Origin of the sequence: Photorhabdus kayaii (assembly GCF_025384895.1) — a bacterium.
GTDB classification, from domain to species: domain Bacteria; phylum Pseudomonadota; class Gammaproteobacteria; order Enterobacterales; family Enterobacteriaceae; genus Photorhabdus; species Photorhabdus kayaii.
Window position 1 is genome coordinate 84,800 of record NZ_JAJAFZ010000009.1, and the last position, 12,414, is coordinate 97,213.

At 42.5% G+C, this 12,414-nt stretch carries 15 protein-coding genes; 6 read left to right on the plus strand and 9 right to left on the minus strand.

Features of this window, described 5'->3' with window-relative positions; translation table 11 throughout:
- Window positions 1–9 precede the first annotated feature (9 nt).
- On the minus strand, window positions 10–486 hold the full coding sequence (gene greA, locus LGZ98_RS05660; RefSeq protein ID WP_112877184.1) for a transcription elongation factor GreA: 477 nt from the start codon (window positions 484–486) through the stop codon (window positions 10–12).
- A 260-nt stretch (window positions 487–746) separates the two neighbouring features.
- Between greA and dacB the strand changes: the two genes are divergently transcribed.
- On the plus strand, window positions 747–2,195 hold the full coding sequence (gene dacB / locus LGZ98_RS05665; protein WP_113041640.1) for a serine-type D-Ala-D-Ala carboxypeptidase: 1,449 nt from the start codon (window positions 747–749) through the stop codon (window positions 2,193–2,195).
- Window positions 2,196–2,249: 54 nt separating this feature from the next.
- Here dacB and cgtA read toward each other — a convergent pair whose 3' ends face one another.
- The 3 genes from cgtA to rplU form a co-directional block, all read right to left on the minus strand.
- On the minus strand, window positions 2,250–3,425 hold the full coding sequence (gene cgtA, locus LGZ98_RS05670; RefSeq protein WP_113041641.1) for an Obg family GTPase CgtA: 1,176 nt from the start codon (window positions 3,423–3,425) through the stop codon (window positions 2,250–2,252).
- Window positions 3,426–3,551: 126 nt separating this feature from the next.
- A complete protein-coding gene (rpmA, locus tag LGZ98_RS05675) occupies window positions 3,552–3,809 on the minus strand; it encodes a 50S ribosomal protein L27 (RefSeq protein WP_036776537.1) in 258 nt (85 codons plus the stop codon).
- Window positions 3,810–3,828: 19 nt separating this feature from the next.
- Window positions 3,829–4,137: a 50S ribosomal protein L21 gene (rplU, locus tag LGZ98_RS05680; RefSeq protein ID WP_011148618.1), complete on the minus strand. Its 309-nt coding sequence runs from the start codon at window positions 4,135–4,137 to the stop codon at window positions 3,829–3,831.
- A 252-nt stretch (window positions 4,138–4,389) separates the two neighbouring features.
- Between rplU and ispB the strand changes: the two genes are divergently transcribed.
- The gene (gene ispB / locus LGZ98_RS05685) at window positions 4,390–5,361 is read left to right on the plus strand and encodes an octaprenyl diphosphate synthase (protein ID WP_113041642.1); all 972 of its coding nucleotides are present in this window, start codon (window positions 4,390–4,392) and stop codon (window positions 5,359–5,361) included.
- A gap of 21 nt (window positions 5,362–5,382) precedes the next feature.
- Here the strand turns inward: ispB and LGZ98_RS05690 are convergent, their stop codons facing one another.
- Both LGZ98_RS05690 and LGZ98_RS05695 read right to left on the minus strand, forming a co-directional pair.
- On the minus strand, window positions 5,383–5,763 hold the full coding sequence (locus tag LGZ98_RS05690; protein ID WP_113041643.1) for a DNA-binding protein: 381 nt from the start codon (window positions 5,761–5,763) through the stop codon (window positions 5,383–5,385).
- Between the two features lie 76 nt (window positions 5,764–5,839).
- Window positions 5,840–6,187, minus strand: coding sequence for a DNA-binding protein (locus tag LGZ98_RS05695; protein WP_113041644.1), 348 nt, complete (start codon window positions 6,185–6,187; stop codon window positions 5,840–5,842).
- A 185-nt stretch (window positions 6,188–6,372) separates the two neighbouring features.
- Between LGZ98_RS05695 and LGZ98_RS05700 the strand changes: the two genes are divergently transcribed.
- A complete protein-coding gene (locus LGZ98_RS05700) occupies window positions 6,373–6,639 on the plus strand; it encodes a helix-turn-helix domain-containing protein (RefSeq protein WP_011148622.1) in 267 nt (88 codons plus the stop codon).
- A gap of 101 nt (window positions 6,640–6,740) precedes the next feature.
- Here the strand turns inward: LGZ98_RS05700 and mdh are convergent, their stop codons facing one another.
- Complete coding sequence (gene mdh, locus LGZ98_RS05705) at window positions 6,741–7,679, minus strand: malate dehydrogenase (RefSeq protein ID WP_113041645.1); 939 nt, start codon at window positions 7,677–7,679, stop codon at window positions 6,741–6,743.
- A 456-nt stretch (window positions 7,680–8,135) separates the two neighbouring features.
- Here mdh and argR point away from each other — a divergent pair, with 456 nt between their 5' ends.
- Window positions 8,136–8,606, plus strand: coding sequence for a transcriptional regulator ArgR (gene argR / locus LGZ98_RS05710; RefSeq protein ID WP_011148624.1), 471 nt, complete (start codon window positions 8,136–8,138; stop codon window positions 8,604–8,606).
- A 44-nt stretch (window positions 8,607–8,650) separates the two neighbouring features.
- Here the strand turns inward: argR and mpl are convergent, their stop codons facing one another.
- Complete coding sequence (mpl, locus tag LGZ98_RS05715) at window positions 8,651–10,021, minus strand: UDP-N-acetylmuramate:L-alanyl-gamma-D-glutamyl-meso-diaminopimelate ligase (protein ID WP_113041646.1); 1,371 nt, start codon at window positions 10,019–10,021, stop codon at window positions 8,651–8,653.
- 165 nt (window positions 10,022–10,186) lie between these two features.
- On the opposite strand from mpl, the gene fbp reads away from it, so the two are divergent.
- Together fbp and ppa are read left to right on the plus strand one after the other, a co-directional pair.
- Entirely contained in the window at window positions 10,187–11,191 is a 1,005-nt protein-coding gene (gene fbp / locus LGZ98_RS05720) for a class 1 fructose-bisphosphatase (protein ID WP_112877177.1), read from the plus strand.
- Window positions 11,192–11,435: 244 nt separating this feature from the next.
- Window positions 11,436–11,966, plus strand: coding sequence for an inorganic diphosphatase (gene ppa / locus LGZ98_RS05725; RefSeq protein ID WP_113041648.1), 531 nt, complete (start codon window positions 11,436–11,438; stop codon window positions 11,964–11,966).
- Between the two features lie 99 nt (window positions 11,967–12,065).
- Here the strand turns inward: ppa and LGZ98_RS05730 are convergent, their stop codons facing one another.
- Window positions 12,066–12,413: a gamma-glutamylcyclotransferase family protein gene (locus LGZ98_RS05730; protein ID WP_011148628.1), complete on the minus strand. Its 348-nt coding sequence runs from the start codon at window positions 12,411–12,413 to the stop codon at window positions 12,066–12,068.
- Window position 12,414 lies beyond the last annotated feature (1 nt).

The following is a 12,414-nucleotide window of genomic DNA, read 5'->3' on the forward strand; positions in this document are numbered from 1 at the left end:
ATCCCGAAGTTAAATATATTCAACTTTCAGGATTTCATATTCAACTTCACCACCTGGTGTTTTGATAATAACAACGTCATCAACTTCTTTACCTATCAAACCGCGGGCAATTGGTGAATTCACTGAGATTAGATTTTCTTTAATATCCGCCTCATCATCACCCACAATCCGGTAAGTCTGCTCTTCATCAGTATTAACATTCAAAACCGTAACTGTAGTCCCAAAAATAACACGTCCAGCCTTGGGCATCTTTGTGACATCAATCACTTGTGCATTAGAAAGTTTAGCTTCGATTTCCTGAATACGGCCTTCGCAGAAACCTTGTTGTTCACGAGCAGCATGATACTCAGCGTTTTCTTTCAGATCACCATGTTCACGCGCTTCAGCAATGTCTGAAATAATTTTTGGACGACGTACGTTCTTTAGATAATCTAGCTCTTCGCGCAACTTATCCGCGCCACGTACCGTCATTGGAATCTGTTTCATTTATTAATCCTCTAAATCTTTCCTGAGCAAAAAACCAGCATCATCCTGATGTTTTCAGATAACAGCACAATGAGCACACCTTGTCGGGCGGGCTTACAGACAATAAACAATAGTGCAAACCATGGGACTACCCAGAGTTCACAATCATATTTTACATATTAATATATCATTCTAACGTAGACTTGGTGATGGGTCATCGTTTACTTTTCCCCACTTTGCGCCTTAGTATTGTGGTATGTCTACATCCATATGCGAAATTTATGTCCTTCTTTAAAATTGCCGGCAGATTAATTTGCGTTACCGCTCTGTATCTGATTACACCCAACGCAAACGCCACACCTGTTGAGGAATATACGCAATATCTGCCTGATGGTACTAATCTGGCGTTAATCGCTCAAAAAACGGGTAGCAGTACCCCGTTAATTGATTATCACGGGCAACAAATGGCTCTACCAGCAAGTACGCTGAAAGTTGTCACAGCTCTTGCAGCATTGTTACAACTGGGTAAAGATTATCGCTTTATCACCACACTGGAAAGTCACGGAAAAATTTCAAACGGCGTCCTGAAAGGGAATTTGATTGCTCGTTTTGTCGGAGATCCGACACTGACCCGTCAACAACTTCGCAATATGGTCACAGTTCTGAAACAATCTGGCGTGGAAAAAATTGACGGCGATCTTCTGATAGATGTTTCCACCTTTGCCAGCCACGATAAAGCTCCCGGTTGGGTATGGAATGACATGACCCAATGTTTCAGTGCTCCCCCTGCTGCCGCAATTGTAGATCGAAATTGTTTTTCAGTTTCGCTATATAGTGCTGAACGCCCCGGTGATACTGCATTTATCCGCGTAGCATCCTTTTATCCCGTAAATATGTTCAGCGAAGTTAAAACGTTGGCAAAAGGCTCTCCTGAAAGCCAGTACTGTGAACTGGACGTCGTTCCCGGAGAACTGAACCGTTTTACTCTTACCGGATGCCTTACTCAACGCAGTGAACCGTTGCCACTGGCTTTCGCGATTCAAAATGGTACCAGCTATGCGGGTGCAATCCTCAAAAATGAATTGCAAATTGCAGGAATTGAAATCACAGGTAATCTTAAACGCCAAAGCTTACCAACTGAACCGGGAAAAGTTCTGGCTCAAAATCAATCAGCACCATTACATGATCTGCTGAAAGTCATGCTAAAAAAATCTGACAATATGATTGCTGATACCGTATTTCGGACAATAGGCCGACAATACTTTGATATACCAGGAACCTGGCGTTCAGGCTCTGATGCGGTAAGGCAAGTATTAAAACAAAAAGCAGGTATCGATCTAGGAAATACCGTGATGGTGGATGGCTCAGGATTATCCCGCCATAATCTGATTACTCCAGCAACCATGATGGAAGTATTACAGTTTATTGCTCAACATGATCAAGAATTAGATTTTATTTCCATGCTGCCATTAGCGGGTCATGATGGCACATTAAGATACCGAGGAGGGCTGGATGAAGCAGGAGTAAACGGAAAAGTTTCGGCTAAAACCGGTGCTCTGCAAGGAGTTTATAACCTAGCTGGCTTTATAACCACTGCTAGCGGTCAACAAATTGCTTTCGTGCAATTTATTTCTGCTTACGCCGTACCGCCAAAAGAGCATCGCAACCGTCGGGCCCCTTTGATTCGATTCGAAAGCAGACTGTATAAAGATTTATACCAACACAACTGATAAAATTGGCGCCACAAAGATGGCGCCCTTAGCTATGATGAGAAAGTAAAAAAATCAGCGTTTGTAAATAACTTCAACGCCTTTATCGTCATCTTCGTCCCAATCGTCATCCCAGTCATCGTCTATTTCCGAAACCTGTTCCAATTGCTTCTTATGGTAGTCATCCCACATGAATTCAACTTTCTCAGGCTGAGCTTCACCTTCTGTTCTGCTCATATTACGAGGCTGAGTTTTCATAAAGTCCATAATATCCCAGCAAAGCGCTTTAACGCCCAGACGATTTATCGCTGAGATCATATAAAAGTCGCCTTCCCAACCCAATTCATCAGCAATAGCTTGGGCACGCTGTCTAGCTTCTTCTGGCTCCAACAGATCAACTTTATTGAACACCAACCAACGTGGTTTTTCTGCCAATTTTTCACTGTATTGCTGTAGCTCGTTGACAATAATCCGGGCATTTTCAATAGGATCTGATTCATCAACAGGACAAATATCGATTAAGTGCAGCAATACCCGGCAACGTTCCAGATGTTTCAAGAAGCGAATACCCAAGCCAGCACCATCGGAAGCACCTTCAATGAGCCCTGGAATATCAGCAACAACGAAACTTTGTTCGTTATCCATCCTTACTACACCCAAGCTTGGGACCAGAGTGGTAAATGGATAATCTGCAACTTTTGGTTTAGCAGCAGAAACAGCACGGATAAAGGTGGATTTGCCCGCATTTGGCATCCCTAGCATACCAACATCTGCCAACAACATCAGTTCCAGCATCAATTCACGAGTTTCACCTGAAGTCCCCATCGTTCTTTGACGAGGGGCCCGGTTAACAGAAGATTTAAAGCGGGTATTACCAAGCCCATGGAATCCACCCTTTGCTACCATTAGACGCTGTTCATGACGAATCATATCGCCTAAAACCTCACCGGTTGCTGTATCACGGATACGAGTCCCCACAGGGACTTTAATCGTAGTATCCTGACCACGCTTGCCTGTACAATCACGGCTTTGACCATTTTGTCCACGTTCTGCTCGAAAGGATTTTTCAAAACGATAGTCAATCAATGTATTGAGATTTTCATCTGCTAACAGATAAACATCCCCACCATCCCCACCATCCCCACCGTCTGGCCCACCTTTCGGAATATATTTTTCACGACGGAAGCTGACACAACCATTGCCACCATCCCCTGCAACAACCAGTATTCTGGCTTCATCTACAAATTTCATATTTTTTCTCCGTATGATAGCCATTACAGTGCTGGACGGCCGTGTTACCCAGAGATGGCGTACTTTAAATATAAAAAGCCCCGCAACACATGCAGGGCTTCTGATTCGGTTTATAACTCGAAAAACTTATTCAGCTTCGATGCTGATAAATTTGCGGTTTTTCGGGCCCTTAACTTCGAATTTAACTTTCCCGTCAGCTAATGCGAACAGGGTGTGATCACGACCACAACCAACGTTATCGCCAGCGTGGAATTTAGTACCACGTTGACGAACAATGATGCTGCCTGCTAATACAGACTCGCCACCAAAACGTTTTACACCCAGACGTTTGCTTTCAGAATCGCGGCCATTACGAGTTGAGCCGCCAGCCTTTTTGTGTGCCATTAATCTGCTCTCCTAAATCTTAAGCGATGCCAGTGATTTTAACATCGGTGAACCACTGACGGTGGCCTTGCTGCTTACGGCTGTGTTTACGACGACGAAACTTAACGATTTTAATTTTCTCGCCACGACCATGGGCAACCACTTCAGCTTTGATTTTAACGCCTTCAACGACAGGAGCGCCGATTTTGATGTCATCACCATTAGCGACCATCAGAACCTGGTCAAACTCAACAGTTTCACCCGTTGCGATGTCCAGCTTTTCCAGGCGAATTGTTTGACCTTCGCTGACTCGGTGTTGTTTACCACCACTTTGGAAAACCGCGTACATATAAACTCCGCTTTCCGCACGCCCCCTTAAATAATCATTCCAGAGCGCACTATAAATATTCATAATAGGGCGCGAATTCTACGCAAAAAAGCCTAAGAAGACAAGAGCAGAATTAGAGCAGATGATAAAAAAACACAGTTGCTGAATTGTCATTTATTTAGACTGTTTTTCGAGTACAATCAAGACACAGCAATAACTATTTTAATGTTAATATGAACACAACTCTGCATTAAAACCCACAGCCGAAAAAATATGAATTTAGAATCCATTATCAAGCTAACCGCTGATGATATGGCAGCGGTAAATGAAACCATTCTTAGTCAGTTGAATTCTGACGTTACTCTTATCAATCAGTTGGGCTACTACATAATCAGTGGTGGTGGAAAACGTATTCGCCCAATCATTGCCATCCTGGCTAGCAGAGCATTGGGTTATCAGGGTGATAAGCATATTACTGTTGCTGCATTAATTGAATTTATCCACACAGCGACTCTGTTACATGATGATGTAGTGGATGAATCAGACATGCGACGTGGCAAAGCGACTGCCAATGCCATGTTTGGTAATGCAGCAAGCGTGCTGGTTGGTGATTTTATATACACGCGCTCTTTCCAGATGATGACAGCGCTTAACTCCATGCGAGTTCTTAAATTGATGTCAGAGGCAACCAATGTTATCGCTGAAGGCGAAGTTTTACAGCTGATGAACTGCAATGATCCAAATATTTCTGAAGATGATTATATGCGGGTGATTTACAGTAAAACAGCCCGATTGTTTGAAGTCGCCGCGCACTCTTCCGCAATTCTTTCTAATGCCACCCCAGAGCAAGAAATGGCTTTACAAAATTACGGACGTTATTTAGGCACTGCATTCCAGTTAATTGATGATTTACTGGATTATAATGCTGATAGCGATACATTAGGCAAAAACACCGGTGATGATCTTAACGAAGGTAAACCGACATTGCCCTTGCTACACGCTATGAATCACGGCACTCCAGAACAATCCGCACTTATCCGTGAAGCAATTGAAAAAGGTAATGGCCGCCATTTACTCGAAACCGTACTGACAACCATGAAACAGTGCGGTTCATTGGAATATACCCGTAAACGAGCAGAGGAAGAAGCAGATAAAGCAATAGCTGCTTTGCAGGCGCTGGAAAACTCCCCATACAAGCAAGCACTCGTGGGGTTAGCCCATATTGCCGTACAACGCCTTTCTTAATCGATAGAACGAAACCTGGGGTTAATCTGACTCTAGGTTTTTCTCTACGTCTTCAACACCTACATCAATATAACCAATAAGTTTTGCGAGCCCCTCTCGAAGAATAAATTTCACAATTTTTTCCCGCTCAACTTTAGTTAATTGATAGTAAGCCTCAATCCAAATTAAGAATGGGTCTTGTCGTTTGTTTGTATAATCAATAGTACTTTCCCCTACGGATAGCACATTAAGTACATCTTCAGGCAAACTATTTATATGATATTCAAGAGCCTTGCCCTGAACACCTCGTTTACGTCTATATTCCCATCCTTCCCGCCTTGCCATCAGATTTATCCCCTGTGGCGAAGAAGGAAGTCCGGCAATACCAACCAGCTCTTTAGCTGAGTACCATTCTTTTTTCATACTTTTCTTCTCACTTTGCACCGGGATAATGAAGAAGAATCCAAGTTAGTTGGCATTTCTAATTTCCAAAAATGGGCTAAACAACAGAAAGTTTTTCTAAAAAACTTCTGATACCATCCCGTAAAATCATGGCTATCACAGCCTGTTTCTCAGATTCTGATAACTGATGAAAAGCGCCAACCCAAATCGACAAAGGATCTTGCTTATGCACCTGATACTCAGAAGATGATTCATGAAGCTCCAATGCTGCAATGGTCGTTTCCGGGAAACAGGAGTAGTGATACTCGACTGCTTTACCTTGTACACCTTGTCTTTTTTGACATAACCACTCCTCTCGTTTTGCTCTGGCATTAACTCCTTGTGGTGATCCAGGTAACTCACCCACGCCGATTAACTCCTTGGCCGAATACCACTCTTTTTTCATCACGTTTCTCTATTTTTGTAACCAAGTTCAAAAAAGAAGTTTTTAAGAAAAAATTTGGAAATACTTTTGGAAAAATAATGCTATTTTATTTCTCAATAACAGGTTTAAGTTCGTTATTGCTCTCATGCACACCTGTTATTTATACCACTAACATAGCATCAAATTTAATAAAAAAAGGATTAAAAATGATTTCAAGGAAATCTGATTGGCATCCTGCCGATATAATTGCAGCTTTACGCAAGCGGGGAACAACCTTAGCTGAGGTATCACGCAGAGCAGGGCTCAGCTCATCGACCCTGGCGAATGCACTATCTCGTCCGTGGCCAAAGGGAGAATGGATAATTGCGAATTATCTGGAAATACACCCTTCAGAAATTTGGCCAAGTCGTTATTTTGATCCAAATACTGGAGAATTATTAGAAAGGAAAGTACGCGAACAAACAAATAATTAGCTAACGAATTATATTAGCTGAACAAAAACCGCCGGTAATTCGCTATACCAGCGGTTTTATTGTTTCATAGATATATATTTTTTACTTATAAAATATATTAATTAGTTATTAATAAATTTTTCGCCTAATTCTATATCTTTTCTCAATACATCTAGCATGCCTTCCAGTGCTTTTTGTTCAAAATCACTCAGCTCACCAACGTTCAAACGCTCTTCTACGCCATTTTTACCCAAACGAACTGGCTGGGCAAAGAAGCGAGTATATTTACCATCACCTTCAATATAAGCACATTCTACAACATCACTTTCGCCTTGTAAGCCACGGACCAAAGAGAGGCCCAGACGAGCCGCAGCTTGCCCCATAGACAGAGTTGCAGATCCTCCACCCGCCTTAGCCTCAACGACTTCAGTACCGGCATTCTGAATACGCTTAGTTAAGACAGCCAGCTCTTCATCAGTAAAGCTCACACCAGGGATCTGAGACAACAGAGGTAAGATTGTCACACCAGAATGACCACCGATAACGGGTACTTCGATTTCCTGTGGTTTTTTACCTTTCAATTCAGCAACAAAAGTATTAGAGCGAATAACATCCAGCGTTGTAACACCAAACAGGCGGTTTTTGTCATATACACCTGCTTTTTTCAGCACTTCGGCTGCAATAGCCACAGTTGTGTTGACTGGGTTAGTAATAATCCCAATCAGTGATTTAGGGCAAGTTTTAGCCACTTGTTCTACCAGGTTACGAACGATCCCCGCATTAACATTAAACAGATCTGAACGATCCATACCTGGTTTACGGGCAACCCCGGCAGAAATCAATACAACATTTGCTCCTTCCAACGCTGGAGTTGCATCTTCACCAGCAAAGCCTTTAATTTTCACTTCCGTTGGAATGTGGCTCAGATCAACAGCCACCCCAGGTGTTACTGGAGCGATATCATATAAAGAAAGTTCTGAACCTGAAGGAAGCTGGGTTTTTAGTAGAAGAGCAAGAGCCTGACCAATACCACCGGCTGCACCGAGAACTGCAACTTTCATCCTGATACTCCTTAAATCGTTTATACTTTAAAATGCTGTGAATTCATCTAGTTAAGAACCATAGATTACTACGTTTTTGAAAACAATCGGTTAACAACCAAATTGTGGACTTACGCTATAGATAGTGGGACGCAAAAGTCGCCGTATTCTAGGCAAAATGCTTATCTGTTAATGAGATAACGGACACTATTTTGAGAATTTCCTTATGATTTTACGAAACAATTGGCTAAATACCTTACACCCAACAACAACGCCAAACAACATCATTTGATTAACAATATATTTACTTGATAACCGGCTAAAAAAGCAAATTTCCATATTCATATTTTATGAATTTCTATAATAACATAAGACCAACTTTACACGGTTCAAATTGGTTATAAAATCATTATTATTGCATAAAAATTCATTTATATGCATAATACAAGTTTCATAGCTGATTGAATATGGTGAAATATGCGCACTCCCTCTAAACAGGAAGACTTAGTAAAAGCTTTCAAGGCGTTATTGAAAGAAGAAAAATTTAGCTCTCAAGGTGAAATTGTCACTGCTTTACTGGAAGAAGGTTTTGAGAACATTAACCAATCCAAAGTTTCTAGAATGCTGACTAAATTTGGTGCTGTTCGCACCCGTAATGCTAAAATGGAGATGGTTTACTGCCTGCCTGCTGAGCTTGGTGTTCCTACTGCCACTAGCCCACTAAAAAATCTAGTATTAGACGTTGATTACAACCATCCTATAGTTGTGATTCGCACAAGCCCTGGTGCAGCTCAACTTATTGCTCGTCTGCTAGATTCTCTTGGTAAATCAGAAGGTATACTCGGCAGTATCGCAGGTGATGACACCATCTTCGTTACACTCACCAGAGATTCTACAACAGAACAGCTGCGTGGAGCCATCCTTGGGTTGTTCGAACAAGAGCTTTAAATGAACGCGCCAACATGGCGCGATTCATTTTCCCGCTGCTATTCTCAGGATTGATAAGCTTTTTTATTCAGCTTAGAGAGTAATTTTTCATGAATATCACCAAACCCTCCATTACTCATAACCAGAATATGATCCCCCTGCTGCGCCTTATCAACAATCATATGCACCAGTGAATCTATATCAGCACTCCAATACGCTGGCTGAACACAGTGATCTGCAATTTCTGATACGTGCCATTTAATATTAGCTGGCTGGAATAAGAATACTTCATCAGCACGCCCCAATGCTGGTGCGATCTCATTCTTACTCACACCCATTTTCATCGTATTTGAACGCGGTTCCAGTACGGTAATAATACGGGCTGTTCCTCCAACCTTACTACGCAGGGCTTCGAGTGTTGCCAAAATTGCTGTCGGGTGATGAGCAAAATCATCATAAACAGTAACGCCGTTTTCCTCACCACGTAGTTCAAGGCGACGACAGGCATTAATAAATTCACTTAAAGCACAACAGGCATCTGCGGGCTGGACACCAACATGATGTGCAGCAGCAATTGCAATCAACCCATTGCGCATATTATGTTCACCCACCAGCAACCCGTTCACTTCTCCGACAACTTTACCACCATAAGACACCTGATAATGACAGCTGTCTGTACTGATCTTTTTTGCCTGCCAGTTACCGGTTTCACCCACTAGTTCCAACTCACTCCAACAGCCCATAGACAAAACCTGTTTCAGGTTAATATCATTATCCGGGACAAGGATCTTACCACTACCCGGAACGATCCTGACAAGATGGTGGAACTGCCTCTGAATAGCAGCCAGATCGCCAAAAATATCGCCATGATCGAATTCCAGATTGTTCATGATCAGCGTACGTGGGCTGTAATGCACAAACTTAGATCGTTTATCAAAAAAAGCGCTGTCATATTCATCAGCTTCTATTACGAAAAACGAGCTTTCCCCGATCTGAGCTGATGTTTCAAAATTCCCCGGAACACCACCGATTAAAAAACCGGGTTTATAGCCACAAGCTTCCAAAATCCAGGCTAACATACCCGCAGTTGTTGTCTTACCATGCGTCCCTGCAACCGCCAGCACCCAGCGTTCTGGCAAAACATAATCATGCAGCCATTGTGGGCCAGAAGTATAAGGGAGCCCACGCTCCAGCACCGCTTCTACACAAGGATTCCCACGGCTCATAATGTTACCGATGATGACCATATCTGGCACAGAATCCAACTGTGCCGGGTCATATCCCTGAATCAGATTAATCCCATGTTTTTCCAGTAAGGTACTCATTGGTGGATAAACATTGGCATCAGAACCAGTCACTTCATGACCAAGAGAACGAGCCAAAATTGCCAGTCCCCCCATAAAAGTGCCGCAGATACCAAGAATATGAATACGCATTGATTTCCTATTCCATAGCATGAAGTTAGCCACTATTCTAACCATCAAAAGCAAGATAAGAAATGGAATAGCCTATGAATCATCCCTTTCTTTGGCTAAACTGCCCGCGTAAGAGTGCAATGGACACTCTAAAACCACTATCAAATCACATTCAGGACTTTCGTCATGAAAACATTAGGCGAATTCATCGTCGAAAAGCAGCACGATTTTTCTCACGCTACAGGTGAACTCACTGCCTTGCTTTCTGCTATTAAGCTCGGAGCAAAAATCATTCACCGTGATATCAACAAAGCCGGTTTAGTGGATATTTTAGGAACCAGCGGTGTGTCCAATATCCAAGGCGAGGTGCAGATGAAACTGGACCTGTATGCTAATGAAAAACTCAAAGCAGCACTGAAAGCACGCGGTGAAGTTGCGGGGATCGCTTCAGAGGAAGAAGATGATATTGTTATTTTCGAAGGAGACCGCGCTGAAAACGCAAAATATGTTGTTTTGATGGACCCATTAGATGGTTCTTCAAATATTGATGTAAACGTTTCCGTCGGTACTATCTTCTCTATCTACCGCCGTATTACCCCCATCGGCCAGCCAGTGACTGAAAAAGACTTCCTGCAACCAGGTCATCGTCAAGTCGCCGCCGGGTATGTTGTTTACGGTTCTTCAACTATGCTGGTCTACACCACTGGCTGTGGGGTACACGCCTTTACTTACGATCCTTCCTTGGGAGTATTTTGTCTTTCCCATGAGAAAGTTCAGTTCCCACCCAATGGCAATATGTATTCCATCAACGAAGGGAATTACATCAAATTCCCTATGGGGGTAAAGAAATACATCAAATATTGCCAGGAACAAGATGAAGCAACTCAGCGCCCTTATACCACCCGTTATATTGGTTCGCTGGTTGCTGATTTCCACCGCAATTTACTGAAAGGCGGCATCTACATTTACCCAAGCACCGCCAGCCATCCATCAGGAAAATTGCGCCTGCTGTATGAGTGTAACCCAATGGCATTCCTGGCTGAACAAGCCGGTGGTAAAGCCAGTGATGGAGCTAATCGCATTCTGGATATCATCCCATCCAAACTGCATCAACGCGTCCCTTTCTTTGTGGGCAGTAAATCGATGGTAGAGAAAGCCGAGAGTTTTATGGCTGAGTTCCCAGATGAGTAATTTCATCGGTTAATGACGGATAAGCGGCGGGATTTTTCGTCGCTTTTTTAATTTTAACTAATGAGGTTAAAATACCCCAGCTATCCTGTCCGCTAGTTTTTTCTGAGAGATATTCAGCTCTTCTCTCATCAGTTGCAAACCCGTTTCTAACAAGCTACTTGTCAGAAAAATGGAGAGTACTTTAAAAAATGTTTTGGTTATAATACTCCCCACTCTATTCTGGTTTAAAATAAAGGAAACTTTCATGAGCCTGAACTTAGTACCGGCAGGAAAGGAACTGCCTGAAGATATCTATGTCATTATTGAGATCCCTGCAAATGCAGATCCGATTAAATATGAAATTGATAAAGAATCTGGTGCGCTATTTGTAGACCGTTTTATGTCTACTACGATGTTCTATCCATGCAACTATGGTTACATCAACAACACTTTATCTCTGGATGGTGACCCGGTTGATGTTCTGGTTCCCACACCATACCCACTACAACCAGGTTCTGTGATCCGTTGCCGTCCGGTTGGCGTTCTGAAAATGACTGATGAATCAGGTGAAGACGCGAAACTGGTTGCAGTTCCACATAGCAAACTAACCAAAGAGTATGATCACATTAAAGATGTGACTGATTTACCAGAACTACTGCGCGCTCAGATCACTCACTTCTTTGAGCGCTATAAAGATCTGGAAAAAGGTAAATGGGTTAAAGTTGATGGTTGGGATAATATCGAAGCTGCTAAAGCAGAAATTATCTCCTCTTTCGAACGTGCCGCTAAGAAATAGCTTTTCTCTGTTTAAATAATTAAAAAACCTCTGGGGAACATCACCGGCAGAGGTTTTTTAAAACCATACTCCCTTTTTATGACAAAAAAGGATTTTTATTTACTCTTCCACATGGCGCTTCAACCAGTCACCACTTTTTATCCGCCGTAAACCGGTTATTGGAAACTGATAAAGATATATCCATGCATTGCCATACGGTGTTTGAATCAATTCCCTTACATACTCCCGCGAATTATCTTTCAAATCATCTAATTCTGTCAGTATAGTAGAATTGATTCGATATACCTCACATTCAATACTTCCGTCACCACGGATAACGGCAGGATAATGCCCAAGGTCATATAGCTCATAGCCTTCCAGCCGATGATCACCTAACCATTGAGCATCGGTCATCCAATGATGATTGCCCTGTTTGCGCCGTAAGCTGCCATAAACAATAATTCGCATT

Coding starts and splice junctions, on each gene's coding strand:
- cgtA (WP_113041641.1), bottom strand. CDS start 3,425: ATGAAATTTGTAGATGAAGCCAGAATACTGGTTGTTGCAGGGGATGGT.
- fbp (WP_112877177.1), top strand. CDS start 10,187: ATGAAAACATTAGGCGAATTCATCGTCGAAAAGCAGCACGATTTTTCT.
- dacB (WP_113041640.1), top strand. CDS start 747: ATGTCCTTCTTTAAAATTGCCGGCAGATTAATTTGCGTTACCGCTCTG.
- ispB (WP_113041642.1), top strand. CDS start 4,390: ATGAATTTAGAATCCATTATCAAGCTAACCGCTGATGATATGGCAGCG.
- rpmA (WP_036776537.1), bottom strand. CDS start 3,809: ATGGCACACAAAAAGGCTGGCGGCTCAACTCGTAATGGCCGCGATTCT.
- mdh (WP_113041645.1), bottom strand. CDS start 7,679: ATGAAAGTTGCAGTTCTCGGTGCAGCCGGTGGTATTGGTCAGGCTCTT.
- mpl (WP_113041646.1), bottom strand. CDS start 10,021: ATGCGTATTCATATTCTTGGTATCTGCGGCACTTTTATGGGGGGACTG.
- greA (WP_112877184.1), bottom strand. CDS start 486: ATGAAACAGATTCCAATGACGGTACGTGGCGCGGATAAGTTGCGCGAA.
- LGZ98_RS05730 (WP_011148628.1), bottom strand. CDS start 12,413: ATGCGAATTATTGTTTATGGCAGCTTACGGCGCAAACAGGGCAATCAT.
- LGZ98_RS05700 (WP_011148622.1), top strand. CDS start 6,373: ATGATTTCAAGGAAATCTGATTGGCATCCTGCCGATATAATTGCAGCT.
- LGZ98_RS05695 (WP_113041644.1), bottom strand. CDS start 6,187: ATGAAAAAAGAGTGGTATTCGGCCAAGGAGTTAATCGGCGTGGGTGAG.
- rplU (WP_011148618.1), bottom strand. CDS start 4,137: ATGTACGCGGTTTTCCAAAGTGGTGGTAAACAACACCGAGTCAGCGAA.
- ppa (WP_113041648.1), top strand. CDS start 11,436: ATGAGCCTGAACTTAGTACCGGCAGGAAAGGAACTGCCTGAAGATATC.
- LGZ98_RS05690 (WP_113041643.1), bottom strand. CDS start 5,763: ATGAAAAAAGAATGGTACTCAGCTAAAGAGCTGGTTGGTATTGCCGGA.
- argR (WP_011148624.1), top strand. CDS start 8,136: ATGCGCACTCCCTCTAAACAGGAAGACTTAGTAAAAGCTTTCAAGGCG.